This window comes from Sphingobacterium sp. JUb56 (genome assembly GCF_014191365.1).
GTDB lineage: Bacteria > Bacteroidota > Bacteroidia > Sphingobacteriales > Sphingobacteriaceae > Sphingobacterium > Sphingobacterium anhuiense.
This window is the reverse complement of sequence record NZ_JACHWL010000001.1, coordinates 4427107-4448365: the sequence shown is the minus strand read 5'-3', so window position 1 is coordinate 4448365 and position 21259 is coordinate 4427107. Positions and strand designations below refer to the sequence as shown.

Annotated in this window: 18 protein-coding genes and 1 riboswitch; of the genes, 6 read left to right on the top strand and 12 right to left on the bottom strand. The window is 33.3% G+C overall.

Going from position 1 to position 21259, the window contains the following annotated elements:
* Window positions 1-54: 54 nt before the first annotated feature.
* The 3 genes from FHR29_RS18950 to FHR29_RS18940 all read left to right on the top strand — a co-directional run bounded on the left by FHR29_RS18950 (window position 55) and on the right by FHR29_RS18940 (window position 4004).
* Window positions 55-1686, top strand: coding sequence for an ABC-F family ATP-binding cassette domain-containing protein (locus tag FHR29_RS18950; RefSeq protein WP_132771568.1), 1632 nt, complete (start codon window positions 55-57; stop codon window positions 1684-1686).
* 158 nt (window positions 1687-1844) lie between these two features.
* Window positions 1845-3326 (top strand): YgcG family protein, encoded by a 1482-nt coding sequence (locus FHR29_RS18945; protein ID WP_183916286.1) that lies wholly within the window; start codon window positions 1845-1847, stop codon window positions 3324-3326.
* 270 nt (window positions 3327-3596) lie between these two features.
* Entirely contained in the window at window positions 3597-4004 is a 408-nt protein-coding gene (locus tag FHR29_RS18940) for a hypothetical protein (protein ID WP_132771566.1), read from the top strand.
* A 98-nt stretch (window positions 4005-4102) separates the two neighbouring features.
* On the opposite strand, the gene FHR29_RS18935 is transcribed toward FHR29_RS18940, so the two are convergent.
* The 6 genes from FHR29_RS18935 to FHR29_RS18910 form a co-directional block, all read right to left on the bottom strand.
* On the bottom strand, window positions 4103-8935 hold the full coding sequence (locus FHR29_RS18935; protein WP_183916284.1) for a DNA repair ATPase: 4833 nt from the start codon (window positions 8933-8935) through the stop codon (window positions 4103-4105).
* Window positions 8936-9173: 238 nt separating this feature from the next.
* Window positions 9174-11291 (bottom strand): flotillin family protein, encoded by a 2118-nt coding sequence (locus FHR29_RS18930; RefSeq protein WP_132771564.1) that lies wholly within the window; start codon window positions 11289-11291, stop codon window positions 9174-9176.
* A gap of 9 nt (window positions 11292-11300) precedes the next feature.
* A complete protein-coding gene (locus tag FHR29_RS18925) occupies window positions 11301-12005 on the bottom strand; it encodes an OB-fold-containig protein (protein ID WP_183916282.1) in 705 nt (234 codons plus the stop codon).
* Between the two features lie 16 nt (window positions 12006-12021).
* Entirely contained in the window at window positions 12022-12216 is a 195-nt protein-coding gene (locus tag FHR29_RS18920; protein ID WP_206368603.1) for a DUF4177 domain-containing protein, read from the bottom strand.
* Window positions 12200-12907: a PspA/IM30 family protein gene (locus FHR29_RS18915; RefSeq protein WP_021192377.1), complete on the bottom strand. Its 708-nt coding sequence runs from the start codon at window positions 12905-12907 to the stop codon at window positions 12200-12202. The genes FHR29_RS18920 and FHR29_RS18915 overlap by 17 nt, the downstream gene beginning before the upstream one ends.
* 5 nt (window positions 12908-12912) lie before the next feature.
* Window positions 12913-13302 carry a YbjN domain-containing protein gene (locus tag FHR29_RS18910; RefSeq protein ID WP_021192378.1) on the bottom strand — a complete coding sequence of 130 codons (390 nt, stop codon included), beginning with the start codon at window positions 13300-13302 and terminating at the stop codon, window positions 12913-12915.
* A gap of 91 nt (window positions 13303-13393) precedes the next feature.
* Here FHR29_RS18910 and FHR29_RS18905 point away from each other — a divergent pair, with 91 nt between their 5' ends.
* Window positions 13394-14053: a helix-turn-helix domain-containing protein gene (locus FHR29_RS18905; protein ID WP_183916280.1), complete on the top strand. Its 660-nt coding sequence runs from the start codon at window positions 13394-13396 to the stop codon at window positions 14051-14053.
* A 78-nt stretch (window positions 14054-14131) separates the two neighbouring features.
* Here FHR29_RS18905 and FHR29_RS18900 read toward each other — a convergent pair whose 3' ends face one another.
* Together FHR29_RS18900 and FHR29_RS18895 are read right to left on the bottom strand one after the other, a co-directional pair.
* A complete protein-coding gene (locus tag FHR29_RS18900) occupies window positions 14132-14311 on the bottom strand; it encodes a hypothetical protein (RefSeq protein WP_084825378.1) in 180 nt (59 codons plus the stop codon).
* A gap of 65 nt (window positions 14312-14376) precedes the next feature.
* The gene (locus FHR29_RS18895) at window positions 14377-14775 is read right to left on the bottom strand and encodes a single-stranded DNA-binding protein (protein WP_021192381.1); all 399 of its coding nucleotides are present in this window, start codon (window positions 14773-14775) and stop codon (window positions 14377-14379) included.
* A gap of 175 nt (window positions 14776-14950) precedes the next feature.
* On the opposite strand from FHR29_RS18895, the gene FHR29_RS18890 reads away from it, so the two are divergent.
* Entirely contained in the window at window positions 14951-15322 is a 372-nt protein-coding gene (locus FHR29_RS18890; RefSeq protein ID WP_021192382.1) for a hypothetical protein, read from the top strand.
* A gap of 334 nt (window positions 15323-15656) precedes the next feature.
* Window positions 15657-16145, top strand: a complete 489-nt coding sequence (locus tag FHR29_RS18885; RefSeq protein WP_021192383.1) for a hypothetical protein — start codon at window positions 15657-15659, stop codon at window positions 16143-16145.
* 249 nt (window positions 16146-16394) lie between these two features.
* Here FHR29_RS18885 and FHR29_RS18880 read toward each other — a convergent pair whose 3' ends face one another.
* The 4 genes from FHR29_RS18880 to FHR29_RS18865 all read right to left on the bottom strand — a co-directional run bounded on the left by FHR29_RS18880 (window position 16395) and on the right by FHR29_RS18865 (window position 21232).
* Window positions 16395-16922, bottom strand: a complete 528-nt coding sequence (locus FHR29_RS18880) for a DUF4833 domain-containing protein (protein WP_021192384.1) — start codon at window positions 16920-16922, stop codon at window positions 16395-16397.
* 141 nt (window positions 16923-17063) lie between these two features.
* Window positions 17064-19376 (bottom strand): 5-methyltetrahydropteroyltriglutamate--homocysteine S-methyltransferase, encoded by a 2313-nt coding sequence (metE, locus tag FHR29_RS18875; RefSeq protein WP_183916279.1) that lies wholly within the window; start codon window positions 19374-19376, stop codon window positions 17064-17066.
* A 156-nt stretch (window positions 19377-19532) separates the two neighbouring features.
* Window positions 19533-19637: riboswitch (SAM riboswitch) on the bottom strand.
* A 75-nt stretch (window positions 19638-19712) separates the two neighbouring features.
* Window positions 19713-20480 (bottom strand): phosphatase PAP2 family protein, encoded by a 768-nt coding sequence (locus FHR29_RS18870; RefSeq protein ID WP_183916278.1) that lies wholly within the window; start codon window positions 20478-20480, stop codon window positions 19713-19715.
* Between the two features lie 62 nt (window positions 20481-20542).
* Window positions 20543-21232, bottom strand: a complete 690-nt coding sequence (locus tag FHR29_RS18865; RefSeq protein WP_021192386.1) for a response regulator transcription factor — start codon at window positions 21230-21232, stop codon at window positions 20543-20545.
* Window positions 21233-21259 lie beyond the last annotated feature (27 nt).

Here is a 21259-nt window from a genome sequence, read left to right as displayed (position 1 = left end):
CTATATTTATAAGATTGATTCGCTTATCTTTGCGGAAAATATAAGCGAATAAAAGTGATTAACGTAAATAATATTTCAGTTTCCTTCGGAGGAACAACTCTTTTTAGTGATGTGTCATTTTCAATCAATGAAAATGATAAAATTGCTTTAATGGGAAAAAATGGTGCAGGTAAATCAACATTATTGAAGATTATTGCTGGTGCAGGTAAACCTACAACAGGTAATGTTTCGGGACCTAAAGATGCAGTTATTGCATACTTACCCCAACATTTATTAACAGAAGATAATGTTACTGTTTTTGAAGAGACATCTAAAGCATTTGGAGAAGTTTATCAGATGCGGGATGAATTAGAGGAACTAAATGAACAACTTAATGTAAGAACAGACTACGAAACTGATGATTACATGAAGCTGATTGAAAGAGTGTCTGAACTAAGTGAAAAGTTTTATTCAATTGAAGAGGTTAATTACGATGCTGAAGTCGAGAAGGTACTAAAAGGATTGGGATTTGAACGCACAGATTTTACTCGTCAAACTTCTGAATTTTCTGGAGGATGGCGCATGCGAATTGAACTGGCGAAGATTCTCTTGAAAAAACCAGATTTAATTTTATTGGATGAGCCGACCAATCATATGGATATTGAGAGTATTCAATGGCTAGAGGATTTCTTGATGAATTCTGCAAAAGCTGTCATTGTTATTTCTCACGATAGAGCTTTTGTCGATAACATTACAAATCGAACAATTGAAGTAACGATGGGTCGTATCTATGATTATAAGGCTAAGTACAGTCATTATCTTGAGTTACGTAAAGATCGTCGTCTACACCAATTAAAGGCTTATGAAGAGCAACAAAGATTTATTGCTGATAATCAAGAATTCATAGACCGTTTTAGAGGAACTTATTCAAAGACGCTCCAAGTACAATCACGTGTTAAAATGTTAGAGAAATTGGAAGTAATTGAGATCGATGAGGTTGATACATCTGCTTTGAGATTAAAATTTCCACCTTCACCTCGTTCAGGACAATATCCTGTTATGGTTGAGGAGCTTACAAAAAAATATGATGAACATGTTGTTTTTCAAAAAGCAGATATGGTTATTGAACGTGGCGAAAAAGTTGCTTTTGTGGGTAAAAATGGAGAAGGAAAATCAACTATGATTAAAGCAATTATGGGAGAGATTGATTACGAAGGAAGTTTGAAAATTGGTCACAATGCTAAGATTGGCTATTTTGCACAAAATCAGGCCGCGTTATTGGATGGAGAACTTACTGTTTTCGACACGATTGATCAGATTGCAGTAGGTGATGTCCGCGTGAAAATTAAAGATTTGCTCGGCGCTTTCATGTTTAGTGGAGATGATACTACAAAAAAAGTAAAAGTCTTGTCAGGAGGTGAAAAAACTCGTTTGGCCATGATTAAATTGCTATTAGAACCTGTAAATGTTCTTATACTAGATGAGCCTACCAATCACTTGGATATGAAGACTAAAGATATTATTAAAGATGCTCTTCAAGATTTTGATGGAACATTGATCTTGGTGTCTCACGATCGAGATTTCTTAGATGGATTAGCTCATAAAGTCTTTGAATTTGGAAATAAACGTGTTCGTGAACACTTTACAGATATTAAAGGTTTCCTAGAATATAAAAAGATGAATAGCTTAAAAGATATCGAAAAATAATTTTTCTAATCTTTTAATCGCTAATTGAGAGGTAAGTATCCAAGATACTTACCTCTTTTTTTTGAATGTATTGATATCGAGTAGCCTTCGTTGCGATATTTTATTTATGAAGAATATTAAATGTTTTTTGGTTCAAATTAAAATACTAAATTTAGTTTATGTCAAGAATTTTTAAAAAAATTATTTTCACAGTTCTTACCCTTGTATTAATTCATGGGCCCTCATTTTCTTTTGCTCAATATGGCATTGAAGATCTTCCTAATCCTAAAATTAAGGGACAAAATTATTTTGTTTCAAATCCGGATCAAATTATTTCTAATCATGTAGTAGCAGAACTAGATGCTATTTCTTGGCAGATCGATTCGATCACAAAATGTGAATTTGCGATTGTAATAGTTAATGACTATATCGGAGATAGTGATTTTGATTTTGCATTAAATTTATTTAATGCTTGGGGAATTGGTAAAAAAGAGAGTAATAATGGATTACTTCTTTTTATTGCTAAAAACAGACATGAGTATCGATTTATATCTGGATATGGTATGGAGGGTATATTGCCGGATGCCTATCTTAAGCGGATAGGTGAAAAGTTTTTAGTTCCCAATTTTAAAGCGGAGGATTATGATCGTGGCGTTTTAGAATGTTCACGATTTATCCAGACTATCCTGACTGCTCCAGATGCACGAACAGAATTGGATCGCTTAATGCCAGAAACAATACCTTTCTGGAATTTTAAAAATCCACATTTAAAAAATTCATTACTAGTTCTTTTTGCTTTTGTAATCTTATATGTTTGGATATCAGTTGTGACTAAAATGACAAAGGGAAAGATTACAAAAAAAAGTAGTTATTTTCCTCCGTTAGTAAGCGGTTGTGGGTGTATGGGTATGCTGATGTTTTTTACATCTTTTATTTTTGCATTTGTTTTTGAAAATTTTGAACAAGTTTATCAAGTTAGGAATTTACCTTATTTCATTCTCGTGTTCGGTATCATAACTCTTGCTATGAAGTATAATGCGGGTGTAACGACTGTTATGAATTCTTATAAGGATGAAGAAAATATTCAGCAAGCAATTCGTAAATTTTTGAGATGGAACTTTTTTCCAATATTAGTAAGTCCTTTGGCTTGGATAGATTTTGGCAAGTCAAATAAAAGATTATATAAATATGAAGGACGGTTATTACCCCCAGATAATTCTGATAATTGGTTGCGTATAAATAGAGATAATGCGGATTCAAAAATGAGAAATTACCTGGATGCAGGTCAATTAATGGAAGAGAAAATTAATAGCCGTGATTATGAAGTCTGGGTTAATAGTAAAACTAATGAGACTAAATTGATTCCCTGGGATGAAAATAAAACTATCGAACTATGTCCACAATGCCATTATAAAACATTTGAAAAAGATTTACGTAAAACTATTACAAAGGCGACCTATAGTTCTGGTGGATTGGAAGAAAAGTATGATCTATGTAAATATTGTGGTTATATAATCTCTCATGGAACTCAGAGTACTCCGAGATTGGTGAGGTCATCATCAAGCAGTTCAAGTGGTGGATCGGGCAGGTCTAGTGGTTCGGGTGGTGGAAGTTTTGGTGGAGGATCTTCTGGAGGTGGAGGCGCGGGAGGGCGATGGTAAAGCATTGTCCATTAATGTGATAGATGAATTTAGTATTTCATTAAATAAAAGGGATTTCCTAAAATATAGATCTATAAGTCTATATTATTGTTACAATTATCCAATTTTTCAAATTAAATTTCAAAGCTCTTTATTGTGCTCTAAGAGTATAAAACATCATTTCTTTCTGATTTTTTATTTTATGCTTTAGCATTTGTTTAATTTTAAAATATATTGTCTGATCTTTATTTTAAATTAACGTAATTTTATTTATTTTAAACTTATAATTTTATGAAGAAATTGATTTTATCTGCTGCGGCTGCGGTGATTATTTTTGCGTCATGTAATAATACGGATAGCAAAAAAGTAGAAGTAAAAGATACAACTACTCAAGTTAACACTGATAATGGTGTTGCGACAACAACTACTACAGAGACTACTTCGACAACTACAGTACCTAAATTTAGTTCTCCGGAAGTACAGCAATTGGCTGATGATTATACAAAATTTGTGAATGAGTATGTTGCCGCCGCTAAAGGTGGTGATGCGACTAAGCTTCAAGAATTAGCAACTAAACAACAAGAGTGGGCTACTAAAACAGCTACCGCTGCTAGTAAGTTTACAGCTGATGATGCTAAATTGTGGGCTGAATATACTCAAAAATTGGCTACTGAAATTACTGGAGCAGCGACTAAGTAAATCTTACAGCAATAAAATAGAAGAGGCATTCATTTTAATGATTGCCTCTTTTATCTTATGAAGATAGAATAATCTTAATCTTTATTATGTTACCGATTTTATTTCTTACTGATAGCATTGATTATGCCCTGTAAGTTTTCATTAAATTCCAATAATTGAGCAAACATTTTATCATCTTTACCTAGAGCACCATGCTTATTGTCTTTTTGAAAAACCTTTTTGATTGCTTCCCAGCGCTCTTTTTCCTCTTTTGTTAAGATATCTGCTAACTCTTTAAGCTTTAATAAATTTGATTCTGTATCTGCAGTAAGCGTTTGTGATTCACTTTCATAATGTGTTAAAATAAGCTGATTAATTTCTTGATCGTTCATCATAGGAACGACTTGGGCGACCAGTTTGCTCATATTTCGATAAGAACCCTGTAATTTAAAGGGAGGCTCTGTTCGATAATTATCTTGCATAGCAGCACTGTTGATGTAGCTTTGATTTACTTTTATGACGATATTACGAATCTTAAGAAGATGCTGCGAGACTGCAAGGAAGTCATCAACGTCTTGCTTCAAATAGTTTCCTTCTAACTCTGGTAATTGTTCTTCTCTATTTTCTATATACCGTATGAGCGCGTAAAAATCGTTGAAACTTTTACCTGCAATTTTGTCAATTGCAGGATTTTCAACAGCAGCATTTTCAATTAAGCTTAAATTGAATAAGTAATCTGTATCTCCTATAACATCTCCTAAGTTGTATACATCAGCGCGATTGGCTAGCATATCAGGGATTCTAAATTTTGAGCCACTCTCTGTATAAGGATTTCCCGCCATTACGATACAAAATCGATTTCCGCGAAGATCGTAAGTCTTGCTTTCTCCTTCAAAAATACCGTCAATCTTTCTTTGTCCATCGGCTAGTGATATGAATTTTTGAAGAAACTCAGGATTGAGATGTTGGATGTCATCCAGGTACAGCATCACATTGTCTGCCATTTCAAAGGCTAGATTAATTTTTTTAAGCTCCTCTCGTTCACCAGATGTTTTAGCTTCAGAAGGATCGATCGATGTAATGGTGTGACCGATTGTGGGACCATTGATTTTCACAAAGTGTAGCCCCATTGTTTTTGCTAAATACTCCATCAATGTTGTTTTACCATACCCGGGAGGAGAAATGAGAAGAAGCATTCCCATTTTTGCTGTACGTTTATTTTCTCCAGCCACACCTAATTGCTTCGCAAAATTTGTTCCTATTAAAGGAAAGTAAACATCATTAATCAATTTATTTCGAACAAACGAACTCAATACTTTTGGTTCGAATTCGTTTATTTTTAGTTCTTTTTTATAGGCTGTGCTTAATTTTTCTTTTAATATGTTAAATGACTCGAAACGAGGTATATCTATATCGTGAAATTTTTCTAATTTTTGAATGAAAGAGTGAAAATCTATTTGATAACTTTCATTTGTGATCACTGGATGACTTCCTTTCAAATTCGCTACTGAAAGTTGATCCTTGGCTATAATAAGTTCGTAATCAATCTGATCAAACAAGATTAATGTTGCGGTTTCATTAATGTATTTTTCAAATTTAATTAAATGATCATTGCTCTCAATAAAAGCATATAGCCAGTTCTGAATTAAATAATAACGATCTATAAGACTGAAACCTTCATTGTTTATATCTCCTTCAAAATCTTTTAAGGTCTTTCTATCATGTAGGTAACGCGTAAACTCTTGTTTTAAATGATCGGCAAAGTCGGACAATGATAATTTATTGAATTTGCTAAATGTTTTAAAAAGGTATTTTGCAATGTTCTCTTTGATTATTTGCGATAGATCCAGGTGTGTTTCCCAACGATTGACCTCATCATTCATTTCCTTTAGTATACTTTCGTATCGATTTGAATTTGGAAAATTCTTAAGGATTTGATTAGATGATCGGATAAGAGCTATTAATTTAGAACGAACGGCTTGGTCCAATTGCTGCCAAAAAAAATGGGCTAATGTTCTTGTTTCAGGATCAAACTTTAATACATCTAATTTTTCCCCTAGGGTGTGAAGTTGTTCGTAGATCTGAAGGGCATCAAAATTGTGAACACCTTTGATATAAGATTCTACATAGTTTTGTTCTACAGCTTGATTAATGAATTTCTCTGCATTAAAATTGCTTTTAGATTGTGATGCTAGGAAAGTTTTATAAGCTAAATATTCGGCACGATACACAAGTTTATTCTCAGAAATAATTTCTTGTTCCCAAATATCTTTATAAATATTGATCTCTTGGGCGGTCACTTTTTGATAGAAACTAGTTCCTGTCAAATGATAATATAGTTCGTCTTGACGCCGTATTAATGTTAAACCTAAGCGTTGGTTATTAACTGTGAATTTGTTTTTGCCAAGTTTAATTATATTTTCACCTTCAACATATAGTTCGGACTTATCTCTTAAAACTCTTAACGCATCTTCTTGTGATTTCTTAAGTAAATTCTCAAGGCTTTCGGCTTTAGATACATCTTGTATTGTTTTCAGTTCTGAAATAATATGACGAATCTTGTCGATCATTAAGTCGGTCGAGTAAAAACTTAAAATCTCTTCTTTCGTGAGTAAAGATTTTGCCTTATTTTCGATGTTTTTAAGGACACGCAGTGCTATCTGTTCAAGAGAAGAGGCGCGTTTATTGATTTGTTCAATAATATATTCGCGTTTCCCGTTGAAAGCTTTAATGATTTCATCGCGCTTATCAGCGATTTTTAAAGCAAATTCGTCAAATTCAGAAAACTTGCTTTCGAGTTCTTCTAAGTTTACAACAATCTTAGTATAATACTCGTCAACTTTTTCTGCCGAAGTTGATAATTCCAGGTAGTTAACAATTGATTGCTCTAACAAAGTGAGTTGAGCCGAAAATTCTGCAATGGCTTCAGAACTTTTTAGTGTATTTAATTTACGTGTTAATTGGGCTCGAACCTCATTTAATGAAGCGAAAATAACTGATATTTTTTCAATTATCTTTGTTGTATGTGTTGTGTCATCAATCTTTAAGCTATGAAGTATATCAATTAATAATTCCAAATCACTAGAAATAGCTTTACATCCATCCTCTATGGCTTTGGCATCGATAGCTTTTGTTACTTTGTCGACTTCATTCTTTTGGATGACAACCTTCTGTTCATATGATGTAAGTGCAGCTTCCTGTAATAAGAACTGTATTGTTTTCTCAGAAAGATTAGTCGCTATGTGGTGAAGCTGTTCCTCTAGTTCATTTATCCGATTGTTTTCAATATACTTTACATTGCGCAAGTCAATGACCTCACCTTGTAATTTACGTGTATGTGATAAATTATGTACCAGTTGATCTAACTGTTCATAAATCGAACTATTGACTTTAAAAACAAGATCTTCTATTTTTTTTTCTATTGCTGTTAGAATCTCTTCCGCATGTTTACGCTGAATCTGTACCTTAACGAACTCGTCGATCGCTGTGTTCGCAATTTCTTTTATATGTTGTAATGGTGTACCAAGATTTTGAAGAGCCTCATCATGGACCCAGAAGTACGAATCAATGATGGAATTTGATTTTTTTAGAATATCCTCATATAGGCCTTCATAGGAATCTTCTTTGTTAATCAGTTGAATGACTTCTTGAACTTCAGACATCGCTTGGACAATATCTTTATTGCCAATTTTGTATAAGGGATCATCTCTGCGCGATGCATTTTCTTTCAGAACAGCCATGTATGGAGTCTCCCATATTTGTACTTGATGGTGGCGCGTCGCTTCATTTTCTGTACGAAAATAGATTAAGCTTCCATCTTTAAATATGGTAAATCCATTGCAAACGATTGGGGTTTCTACAGATTGTTGAATAATATTGTAAGACATTAAAATGTATGTATTCGACTGCTCATGAGTGAAAACATATAGGTAGTCTTCTCCGTTAGGAGAGATTACTTTTTTTAGAAACTGAACATTTTCAAGGTTATTCTCAAAGGTTTTATGTGTGCCATTTTGAAGATAATATCCATTTGAGAAAATAATTCCTTGATTATCTGGTAGCAAAATAGCAGATTCATTGAGCGTTTTTAGGTTGACAACCTCTTTAGTTCTGATGTTGAAAATGTAAGCGCGAAATTCTTCTTGAAAGGGTTTGATCCTAAGAGCAATCATATTACCTAAGTCAGCATAATGGTATTCTGCATCATCTAGCTGTTGATCAAGATTACTAACCTTTTCAGAATAAATTCCTTTACCTGACTCTGTATTATTTTCAATTTTAAATGTTATATCACCATGAATTGCTTCAATAAATACCTTATCTAAGATAGAAATATGGGGAAACCGACCCAATCTTCGATCTTCAAGGGTAGTTTTTGTCCAATCAAATTCATGTTGATTTGCTTTTTTAACTTCATGTATACTTCGATCATCTAAATAAGTTAATTTTCCATCTTTAATCAACCATTTAAATGCTTTTAGATCTTGTTCATTCTTGGTGGTTTGAAAGATCATATATAAATAGTTCTCTGTTTTTCTAAATTTGGAAAAAATTGAATCTCTATAATATTTGTATAGATTTTGGTAATCATTAACAAAATTTATATCATTTATGAAATCAAGATCTTGGGGAATAAATTGATTATCTTCAAATAAATAGATGCTAAATACGTCTTGTAACTGAATTTCGGTTCGTAATCCAAAATGTACATTATATCCGAATATGCAGATATTACCAATTGCTAAAATACCTCTTGATACGCAGTTATTATCTGTTGATATACGTTGATTTGCCTTTAATATAAAGTTGGTCGAATTAAATATTTCTTTTCTGGCGGTATTTAATAATTGTAATTTATCGGAAAGCGTTTCTTTTTGATGTTGAAGACGTTTTCTGATAATTTCGTAAGATCCAGAGTCTAAAGTATCGTTGTTCGCTTGTGTTTCTTGCATAATTCGAAAATAATCGTGGACTATTTAATCCGTGTTGAATTCTACTTTCTACCTGTGTTAGTATATAGTTAATGTATTGACTTTATGATTTTCATTTGGTGAAGTCAATGTTACATTTACAATGGTGAAAATCTAAATCATCTTTGGAAAATACTATATTATGAACAGTGTAATAAAGCTAATTATATCGTTGTCAACTTGAAAACAATCCGTTATCAAGTTGACATATGTGTAAAAATTAGATCAATTTTTTGTTTGATATTCCTAAGTTTTTGGCTAAACCGAATAACGAGTTGATGAAATTAGTATCTTCATTATCATCCGCATTTTTGGCTGCTTGTTGTAATTGAACCAAGGCAGCGGAGACAGTTAGATTTTTGATATCATTAGATGAAATACCATATTTATCGGCTAAGCCACGTACTTTTTCTGCCAGATCACCTTTTCCGTCTGGGCCCAACAATGAATTTTTGATGTCTGTTGCATGTTTTGAATTATTGATTAAATGATCAAATCCTTTGGAATTAGAAACTTGGCGTACAATGTTTTCGAAGAACATAGTCTCACCTCCAACGATATCAATTTTTGCAGTTTTTAACGCTTCTGCCAATACAGATGCTTGTGAAGCTGCGATATCTTTTTGAATGCCTATTTGAGCCAATTCAATATCTTTTTCTTTTTGTAGTTGAAGCTTGAATTCTTCGTGATCTCTTCCAACACCATCTAACTTTTTCATTGCTTCAGCTTTTTCTTGAATACCCGTGGCTTCAGCAATTGCTTTCTCTCGCGTTACCTCTGCCTCCATTATTCCCTGCTTACGGCTTGCTTCAGCTTTTTTCTCGATGATAGATGCCTCTGCAGTACCCTGTATTTGAATTGCTTCTGCTTTCGCTATCATAACTTCTGCCTCAGATAGACCTAATGCAGCATCCTCTTTCGCTTGTGCTTCGGCAATTATTTTACGACCTTCTGCTTCTTTTACTGATGCTTCTTTTTTCGCATCAGCATCGATTAATAACTCTTGCGCTTTTTTCTCAGCAACTTTTCTGCGGGACTCCGCAAAAATAACATCTTGCTCAGCTTTTTGTTCAGAAGCTATTTTATCTGCTTCAGCAGCTTTGACAGTTGATATTAGACGCTCTTCGGCTTCTTGTGATGCCGCAATAACACCTGCTTGTTTTTTTCGTTCAACTTCACGGAATACCTCTATATCTTTGACACCTTGTTGTTCTTCTACAACACCTTTTTCGAGTTGAACACGCTCTTTGATTACATTTTGAATATTTTTCTTTTCGATTTCAATTGAACGTTCCTTATCAATTTGTGCTAATGTGACAATTCTTATTCGCTCTGTCTCTTCCAGTGCACGATCTTTTTCCACACGTTCAGTTTCAACCGCACTAGTACGTAATTTGTTTTTCTCTGCAATGATAATCTGACGAAGCTTATTTTCTTCTTGAATAGCTAACTGTTCTTCTGTAGAGATGCGGACAGTTTCGGATTTTAGACGCTCTTCTTCTCTAACTTTCGCTATTTCAGCATCTTCACGAGCTTTAATATTGTCGATTTCGCGACGTTGTTTCTCTTCTTTTTCAGCTAATTGTCGATCTAACTCAAGTATTGCCTCACGCGTTTCTACATTCTGTTTTTTAATTACTTTTTCTTCATCACGACGTATTAAATTGGCATGAATATTCTGAGCTGCAGTTAGTTCAGTGATTTTACGGATACCCTGTGAATCTAAAATATTATCTGGACTTAAAAATTTCAATTCTGTTTGTTCTAAATAATCGATTGCACAGTCGTCTAATATATAGCCATTCAAATCTGTCCCAATAATATTTAGAATTTCATTTCTAAATTCCCGTCGAGCTTCGTACAATTCAATAAAGTCGAATTTTTTTCCTACAGTTTTTAGTGCTTCTGAAAATTTGGATTCAAAAATACTTTTTAACGTATCTGGATCACTCGCGCGCTCACATCCTAAATTTTGTGCTACACTGATTACATCATCAACAGACTTATTAACACGCACAAAAAATGCGACCTTAATATCAGCACGAATATTGTCCTTACATATTAATCCATCGTGCTGCATTCTGGATATTTCAATCTTTTTTACTGAAATATCCATTATCTCCATTTTGTGAAAAACTGGAATGACATACATCCCTTTGTTGAAAGCAACATTTGTCCCGCCAATCCCAGTTCTTACTATTGCTTTTCCTTGTGGAATTTTTTTGTAGAAAGCACTTAATACAATGAAAAATGCAAAAATTAGTAAAACTATAATTCCTACAATCAAGAGGATGAGACCTGTTATCCCATCTATAAATAAAAGAGTTTGTAACTGCATGGTTAATAATTAAATATTGTGAATGGTTATTTCTTTGGTTACGTAATATATTTTTTTGTCTTTTGATTCATCAACAATAATGACTTCATCTCCATATTCTATTTTTTCTCCATTTAGACTTTCTACATAAAGCCGTATAGGATCTCTTTCGATCAAAAATTCTGCTGATCCCAGTTTTTTTCCTTCTATTGTTGCTTTCATTTTTCCTATTCTCCCAAGGAAATCAATCGGTTCTTCCCCATGATATCCAATGTTTTTAAAAAGTTTTGCAAGAGGTTTAGTGAAAAAATGCATTAATATAAAAGTGATGAAAAATATAGGAATTAAAATAAAAAGGGATTTCAGTCCCCAGGTGGCGGTATTTAAAAGTAATGAAGAAATGATCGTGATGATCCATCCAATAAATTTGAAAAGTGTAACGATGATCATAATAGGAACTTTGCCAACATTAATGAAATCCATTGCTTTTGCGAAAAAAGATGGCTCTATATGTGTATCGGCGTCCGAATGGTGATGTAAATCTTGTGAACTGTCTACGTCGGTTACATCAGCAGTAGAGTGGAGGTGACCATCCAGGTCCACATCGCCATCAAAGAGATGTAATCCATCCCCCGCAAAGGACATAATTATCCAATATAACAGCGAAATTCCTGTCAGTACAGTCATGATACCGTTGGATACTGGATTGAAAAGGAGGTTGAATAATTCGCTCATAATGGGTTCGGTTTTGTTATAATTCTCTTTTGAATGTATAGTGAAATGACCAAGAACTTCCGCCGATCTCTAAATCTTGCATCGATACAAGTTCCCAGCCCTGAGCACCTAATTCGTTAAGTATTTCATCTATGCGATCTTCATCAAGTTTTGTCCCCCAAAAACCTTTAGGTTCGATTTTAATTGTTTTGTATTCAAATTTTCTCATCATTATTAAGTTTTAATTTTAAAGCTTCTAGTTCGGCATTGATGGAGTCCTTATTTGAAATTGTTTCATTGATTTCATCAATGATCGATTTATTCCCATGTGCAATTTCGCCATATGCTTTTGCTAACGCTTCATCTTCCTCTACTTTAACTTTCATTCGTTCCAGCATAGATATGGTACTATTTGAATCAATATTCGCCAATTGCTTATTGACCATCTTAGCGGCGTTAGACACTTTTACACGAGCTTTTAATGTGGTTAATTCGCTTTCCCATTTCGTAATGTTGAATTTGAGTACATCTACATTCTTATGTAATTCGTCTGCTGACTGAAGATGAATTATACTTTGTTTTTCTAATTCTATCGCCTCTGCTATAAATTGCTTTTTTAATAAGAGAGCCTCTTTTGCTAAGTTTTCAGCTTTATCAACTTGAAGTTCTCCATTCTGTGCTTTCTTTAATAAGAGAATAGCTTTTCCTTCAAACAGGTTTGCTTCTTCTTGTTTTTTCTCAAAATTGCTTTTGGTACGAATTGCTAATGCTTTTACTTTAGCATATGCCTCAAGGGCTTGTTCTAAATCTTCTTTCATTTCCCGGATACCTTGTTCCGTCATTTTGATTGGATCTTCCATTTTTTCAACGACAGCGTGTATTTCCGCTTGACCAATCCTGAAAATTCTTTTAAAAATATTCATAATTACTATAATTTAGAGAAGTTAATTAATTGATTGTAATACTCACTGATTAATAAGCTTAAAGAATTGATGGCTGCATCAAATTCATTTTGGTCAATATTGCTGATTTGTAGTGTGTATCTAAAAATTACTTTTTTACCGTCTTCTGTTAACGCGAAACCACCGTGGATCATGTCCCTATTTTTAATGAGTAGTGATTTAAACAATTCCATACTTTCATTGGAAATTGTAAATAAGTATTGTTCAAAAATTAAAATTGGATTAGCTATACCTACAATCAAATTGTGAATGCCATCTAATTCATTTTGAATGATGAAAACGCCTTCTTTCTCATCTTTATAAAAGATATCGTATCCGATATTGCTAATAAAATTTTCAATTTTTGAGAAGTACATAATTTAGTTTTTTATATATTGCATATATTCTTTGCATAAAGATAATATTTTTGCAAAAATATTTTGCAAAAAATTTTAATTTTTTTTAAAAATGACAAATATTGGTAATAATATAAAGAAATTAAGAAAGGTGAGAGGGTTAAGCCAACAAGCATTTGCTGATTTATTTAATCTAAGCAGAGGTAATATTTCGTCTTATGAAGAATTAAGAGCTGAGCCTAAAATAGAAACAATAATGATAATTGCTAATTATTTTGGCATTCCTTTGCAGAGTTTAATTCAAGAAAATCTTTCTGTTAATCAAATTTTAAATTTCAGTGATTATTTTGAACCAGCTATTGTAACAAATAGCACAAAAAAATTAGCAGGTATTCCCTTATTGACCCGAGAAGTTATGATGAACAATACTGATTTGTTAAAGCAAATAGAGGGCGCACCACAACTTCAGCTTCCTATTCAAAGTAAGCATAAGTTTTTAGCCATTGAGTTTTCAGAATTGATTGCCGCTCCATTGGAATTGGAAGTTAAAGAGCAAAGTATACTAATTTTTGAAGGTATTGAAATGGAATATCTGCATCTTCTTCACAATAACTTGGGTTTGTTTTTGTCTGAAGAGGAAGTTTTTGTAGGGAAGTATGAGCAAAATGGGGAACAGATATCGCTGATTCTTAGCTCTTGGAAAAAAAGTTTATTTTCCTTGTCTGATATTCGATATTATTGGAAATTGTATGGAAAGTTTGAAAAAGTTTAGTAGTTCAATAGTAATGAAACATAGATATAATTAAAAAAATATGCCTAAAATATTTTTAGGCATATCTTGTAAGTTATGTTAGTTTTTACTACCTCCACCAAAAAGTTTAGCTAGTAGCCATATTACTAAAGCAACAACGACCACAACGATGATTATACCTGACCAAACTCCTGCTTTGAAAATACCTTCAATGACCGAACAGCTCGATAAAGAAAGGCAAGTTAACACGATTAATGATATTGGAAATATTCTTTTCATATGATATTGAGTTTAAATAAGAAACAATCATCTGGATTGAAATGTTTGTTTTTACTACTATTTATTTAAAATGGTAAGTCTTCTTCTGTAATTTCTTGACTAGAAATTTCTTCATTTCGTTTCTTTAATTTAGATTTATTCATAACAATTAAACTGTCAACTTTGATTTCTGTAATTGTCTTGTTATTTCCATTATTATCTTCGTATTCGCGGTAGGTAAGTTTTCCCTCTACTAGTAACTCTGAACCTCTTAGACAATATTTTTCTACAGTAGTATTAAGGTTGCCCCAGATCACTAAAGTATGCCACTGGGTTTCATCAACCCATTCACCAGCTTTGTTTTTAAATAGATCTTTGGTAGCTAAACGTAAGGTTGATACTTTAGTTCCGCTTGTGCTAATTTTTACCACGGGATCAGAACCTAAGTGTCCAATCAATTGAATTCTGTTTTTTAATCTGCTCATAACTTTGCTTTTAAATGTTTGTAAAATTGTTTAACTTCAATAAATGCATCCTTTCGAATTATGCTTAGGAAACAGAAACAAAAGTGAAAAGTAATTGAGATTTTAATCGGTTAATAAACGTTTGTAATCGACTATAACCGTTTGTAAGCGTTTGTTGTCGTTTATTTTATGATTTATGGAAGAAGAAATTAATTTAAAAAAATGTCTAGATTGTAAAAAGTCAATAAGGGGACGCTCTGATAAAAGATTTTGTGATGATGCCTGTCGCAATAGTTATAACTATAAACAGAATAGTGATCAAACGAACTTGATCAGAAAGATCAATCATACATTGCGTAAGAACAGGCGTATTCTACAAGAAGTTCTGGGAGATGAAGGGATACTCAAGATAAGCAAGGAAAAAATGTTGCTGCAAGGCTTTGATTTAAAATATCATACTCATAATTTCATCAATGCTAAAGGACAGACCTACTATTTTATTTATGAGTATGGCTATTTGGTTCTGGAAAATAATTTGCTGTTGATCGTGAAACGTATACCTAAATAGTTTTTGATAAATTTATTTTGAAATTTCAATTTTGTTTTAAATATTTGCAAAATCAATTAGGTATTCACAATTAATAATAGAAGAATATGTTTGCTATATTAAATAACCCTACTTCAATCCAAAAGAAGGATCTTGGGTATATTCTTCAGAATACTTTTTTCTCGTAGTTACTCCTCTTTTGACTTTATTTTGGTCTCGACAATGTTCGAGCAATTAATGATTTCTTTGGTATTTCGTGAGTCGAGGTATTTAAGATAATCTTTTATTTAATTATTGATCCTTAAATAGACATCGCTTATTTAAGGATCTTTTGAGAATTGATGCAATATATTTTATGAATAAATATGTGTTACAGGCATTGGATAGTTATCCATATTACCTAGAAAATACGTTAGAATCTTTGTCATACGCCTTGTCTTATGATGATTCAAATACGATGGCACTATGTCTGATGGGGAGACTTCATGCGGAACAGTTGTTTGATTTTGAACAAGCAAAGAAATATTTTCAAGAAGCGTTAGTACATAATTTATATGCTTTGGAAATTTATCAACCTTATATACAAACCTTGATTGATACCAATGCATATGAAGAGGCAGAAAAAACAATTGAGTTTGCTTTAACAATACCCGGAGTTTCATCTTCTTTATTTTTATTAAAAAGGGTACTTATATTGGAAAAACTTAAAAAATTTAAAAAAGCCTTAAAAGTATTAAATTTGGTTAGATTGGAAAATTTAGATAGTGAGATGTTGTCCACGATCAAAGACGTTGAAGATCGAATAAAAGGAAAACGGAAAATAGGACGTAAAAGCAAAAAATAACTAATTGACAGTTTATTCTTTCTAATTGAGGATAAACTCAATAGATTGTTTCTGAGATGAGATGAATAACACGTATATCCTTCCCCTGAATTAAAGAAGGGTATACGTTTAAATATTATAATGCAACAACGTCAAATAAACGCCTCATTTTCTTTTTCAATCAAATGATGTAAACTAATTAAATAAAAAATCTAATGCATTAAAGAGTTGAATATGACAGTAGGCAATGGGATTGGCGCCTAATGTCAACTACGGTATCAATTTCTCTCGTACTTTGGTACCCCTGTGGTCTGTGCCGTAAAATATGAGATATTCAACTTGCGTCCCTAAGCCTGAAGTTCCCTCTTTTTGTTTGATGAAAATACGATGGAGATTAAATTTGTGACCATTTAATGTGGTTTCCACATAAGGCTTTCCTGCTTTATCCATCTTGAGATATAAGGGTTGATTTTTGTAAGACACAATCTCAAACTCAAATGTATTATTGCCTAGTTCTTTTGTTATAATACCGTAGGCAAATTTTTGTTGGATACCAGTTAAAGGTTTAATTTCTCCTCCTTTATCATATAAAATCCGATAGTTATTGATAGGATTCTTGTTATTGAAATGCTGTTTATCACTCATATTTGCTTCATAAACATAGGTGTTATGACCTTCGCTATGTTGTATATAAAAAAGAGTGTTTGATTTGAATGGTGGAGTGGGATAGCCCTCTTGTGCAAAGGTATAGATTGATACAAAAAACAGAAAGTATAAAAGACAAGTGAAAGTTTTCATGATATACACTTTTTTGATTAGGGTAAATTTAAACTTTCTATATTAAAGTATTAAATAGAAACTATTATTTTTTTACAAAAAAAAATCCTGAAGTGATTTAACTTCAGGATCTTTTATATTTATAATTCTAAAAATCTAAACTTATTCAGCTCGCAAGATTTTAGCAGCTTCAACCATAGCTTCTAAGGCAGCTTTAGTCTCTGGCCAAGCACGTGTTTTTAAACCACAGTCAGGATTTACCCAAAGTTGTTCAGCTGGAACTACCGCTTTTGCTTTACGTAATAATTCAACCATCTCTTCTGTACTCGGTACACGAGGAGAGTGAATGTCATATACACCTGGTCCAATATCGTTTGGATATTTAAAATCTGCAGCAAATGCATCTAATAATTCCATTTGCGAACGTGAAGTCTCGATAGTAATTACATCAGCATCCATTGCAGCAATATCTTCAATGATATCGTTGAACTCAGAGTAACACATATGGGTGTGAATCTGTGTATCGTCATCTACATTCGATGATGAAACTCGGAATGAACGTACAGCCCAATCTAAATATTGTTGGTGATCAGCTTTACGTAATGGCAGACCTTCACGAATTGCAGGCTCATCGATTTGGATAATTTTAATACCTGCTTTTTCTAAAGCTTGTACTTCATCTAAAATCGCTAATGCAATTTGGTAAGTTGTTGTAGAGCGTGGTTGATCGTTACGTACGAATGACCATTGTAAGATCGTAACCGGCCCCGTTAACATTCCTTTTACTGGACGGTTTGTCAGGGTTTGAGCGTATGAAGACCAACGTACGGTCATATCAGCAGGACGGTAAACATCACCATAAATAACTGGAGGTTTTACACAACGTGAACCATATGATTGAACCCATCCGTTTTTAGTGAAGGCATAACCTGCTAATTGCTCTCCGAAGTACTCAACCATGTCATTACGTTCGAATTCACCATGAACTAATACGTCGATATCCAATTGCTCCTGAAGACGGATTGTTCTTTCTGTCTCTTCTGCGATTTCTTTATCGTATTGTTCTTGAGAAATTGCGCCTTTTTTCAAATCAGCTCTCCATTTACGAACATCTTTAGTTTGTGGGAATGAACCAATTGTCGTTGTTGGAAATGCTGGAAGATTAAATTTCGCTTGTTGTGCTTCTTTACGAGCTAAGAAAGTAGATGTACGTTTAGCATCATCATCAGTGATATTTGCTGTACGTTCTTTAACTTCAGGCTTGTGGATTAAAGAAGATGTACGACGGTCTTCCGCAGCAGCCTTATTGGCTTCGAAACGCTCAGCTGTTTTTGCATCTACTTCGCCTTCAGCTAAGATCGCTAAATCTTTTACCTCTGCTAATTTTTGCTTAGCAAATGCCAACCAATTTTTAACTTCTTTAGGCAATGACTCTTCATTATCTTCATTGTCTAAATCGAAAGGTACGTGTAATAATGAACTCGAAGGTCCTACTAATACACGGTCTTTGCCTAAAGCATCAACAGCTTTTTTGATTTGTGCTAAAGATTTTACGTAATCATTTTTCCAAATGTTGCGACCTTCAACTACACCCAAAGAAAGTGTTAATGAAGCCGGAACTTTGGCTAATATAGTGTCGAGTTGGTTTTCACCTCTTACTAAATCAACATGAACTGCGTAAACTGGTAAGTTTAGAGCTGTTTCTTCGTTGTCACGTAAAGCCTCGAAATAAGTCGTTACAATAATTTTGATGTCTTGAGCAGCAGCAGCTAATTTAGTGAATACACTAGTGTATAAAGCACGTGTTGCATCATCAATATCTAAAGCTAAAAATGGCTCATCAATTTGTACATATTTTGCACCAGCGGTAGCCAATTTAGTTAAGATTTCTTCATATACAGGAACCAACTTATTGATTAAATCGATACGGTTGAAACCAGATTCTTTTTCTTTACCTAATAATAAGTATGAGATCGGGCCAATTAACACAGGCTTCGTTTCAATACCTAAAGATTTTGCTTCATTATATTCATTTAAGAATTTCTCTGAAGTCAATTTGAATTCTTGATTTTTCACGAATTCAGGTACGATGTAATGGTAGTTGGTATCAAACCATTTTGTCATTTCCATTGCCGTTACGTCAACGCCATCTTGCTGGAAACCACGCGCCATTGCAAAGTAAAGGTCCAAATTGTATCCTTTATCTTCGTTATTTAAAAGTGATTGATATTGTGCAGGGATTGCACCTACAGTTAATGTCAAGTCTAAAACTTGGTCATAAAATGAAAAATCATTGGAAGGAATCAAATCGATGCCAGCATCTTTTTGAGTTTTCCAGTTGCCTTCACGGATTTTCAGTCCAGCCTGCAATAATTCTTGCGCGCTGATTTTTTTAGCCCAATATGCTTCATTGGCCTTTTTCAACTCGCGGAAGGCACCTACACGTGGGTAACCTAAGTTGTTCGTTAGTAACATAAATATAAAATTATTTTATTTGTTCAACCTTAACGAAGCAAGAAATTAGAAAGATTTTTTTTATTCGAAATAAAAAACGATCAAAAATTCTTGAATCTATTTACTAAATTTTTTGATTGCTTTTAGAGAGGAGGGCACAAGATATATTTTGTGTCTAGCTTATCATTCCCACTTTTTGATGGGGTAGAATGTAGCACCTTGTCAATCGACAGGTTGCTAAGGCTTCATTGGGTCTATTCCCTCTGCCTTTCTCTATAAGCGCTGTAAATATCGGAATTAGTTTTATAAAAACAAATATTTTGTAACTTTTATATAAAAATGATAATAAACCAAGGTTTAAAATTGGAAATTAGCAGACAAACCAATTTGTTTTCCATTGTAAAACGGTGTTGCCATCGTTAGGTAACTTGTTTTTTTTGATTGCAAGTGTTTATCAAATAATGGTAATAGCCAGTATGCAATTTTTGTTCCCATAATACCAATACCAGCTCCCATAGCGACGTCAGAAAACCAATGTTTATGATTATACATTCTCAGGTAACCTGTTCCCGCCGCAATTGTATAGCCTGCAATACCATACCAAATGGATTGATCTTTATATTCTTGCCATAGAATTTCTGCACCGGTAAAAGGTACAGCAGTATGTCCTGAAGGAAAAGATTCTTGATCTGCGCGATCAGGTCTCCAAGTAGGTGTCGTTTTTTTTATGGTATATACTGCTGATAAGGTGATTGCATGGGCAATCGAACTTACCACTAAGCGTTGTTTTAAATTGTGCTTACTTGGTATTCCGAGTAAGTCAAGCCCAAAGACAGCGGCAGAAGGAATGAAAACACTAACATTATCAAGTTTAAAAGTTTTGGACGGATCATTATTAATTGAATTGTTTATTTGTTGATCCTTATGTTTGAGGTATGGGCTATTTAATGAGATTACTCCGTAAGTCATTAAAGCCGCAGGAACTATTAATTGCTTATAATTTATTGGCTTAGCATTGGTTTCAAAATCTTGATTATCATTTTGTAAAGTATCTTTTTGCGCATAAAGCGATGTAGAAGAGCAAAAGATTGAAAGGATTAAAAAAAATGGAATTGATAGTTTCATTGTTGCAAGATAAACAAAAAGAGATGTTTTTAACATCTCTTTATTATTCTAGTAATTGTGTATTAGCTAACCAATAATTTATAGCCTTTTCCATGTACATTGACAATTTCAACTTTGGGATCATCTCGTAGGTATTTTCTCAATTTGCTTAAGAAAACGTCCATACTCCGGCCTGTAAAATAATTGTCATCATGCCAAATTTTTAAAAGGGCTTCTTCTCGAGTCAGTACATCATTCTTTTTTAGACAAAGTAGACGTAATAATTCCGCTTCTTTCGTTGATAGTTTTTGTTGCACACCTTTATGCGCAATTTGTTGACTTGTATAATCGAAGAAGTACTCTCCAATCTCAAATTTATCGCTTACAACCTGATCATCTTTCTCTCTTACAACACGCTTAAGCAATGCATTTATGCGAAGGAGCAATTCTTCCACTCGAAATGGTTTTGTGATATAATCATCGCCACCAAGTTCAAATGCTTCTGTTTTATCTTCCATCATACCTTTTGCAGTAGCAAATATGATGGGGGTTGTTGTATTTATTTTCCTGATTTCTCGGCCTACTGTAAAGCCATCTTTCTTGGGCATCATGACGTCTAAAATGCAAAGATCATAACTGCTCTTACGAAATTGATTGACAGCTTCTTCACCATCTGTACATAAGGTGACATCAAATTTCCCTTTAAGCTCTAAATAATCTTTTAATAAATCTCCTAAGTTTGGATCGTCTTCTGCTAATAATATCTTCTGCATATTCTTATGGTTTTGTTCGAATATTGA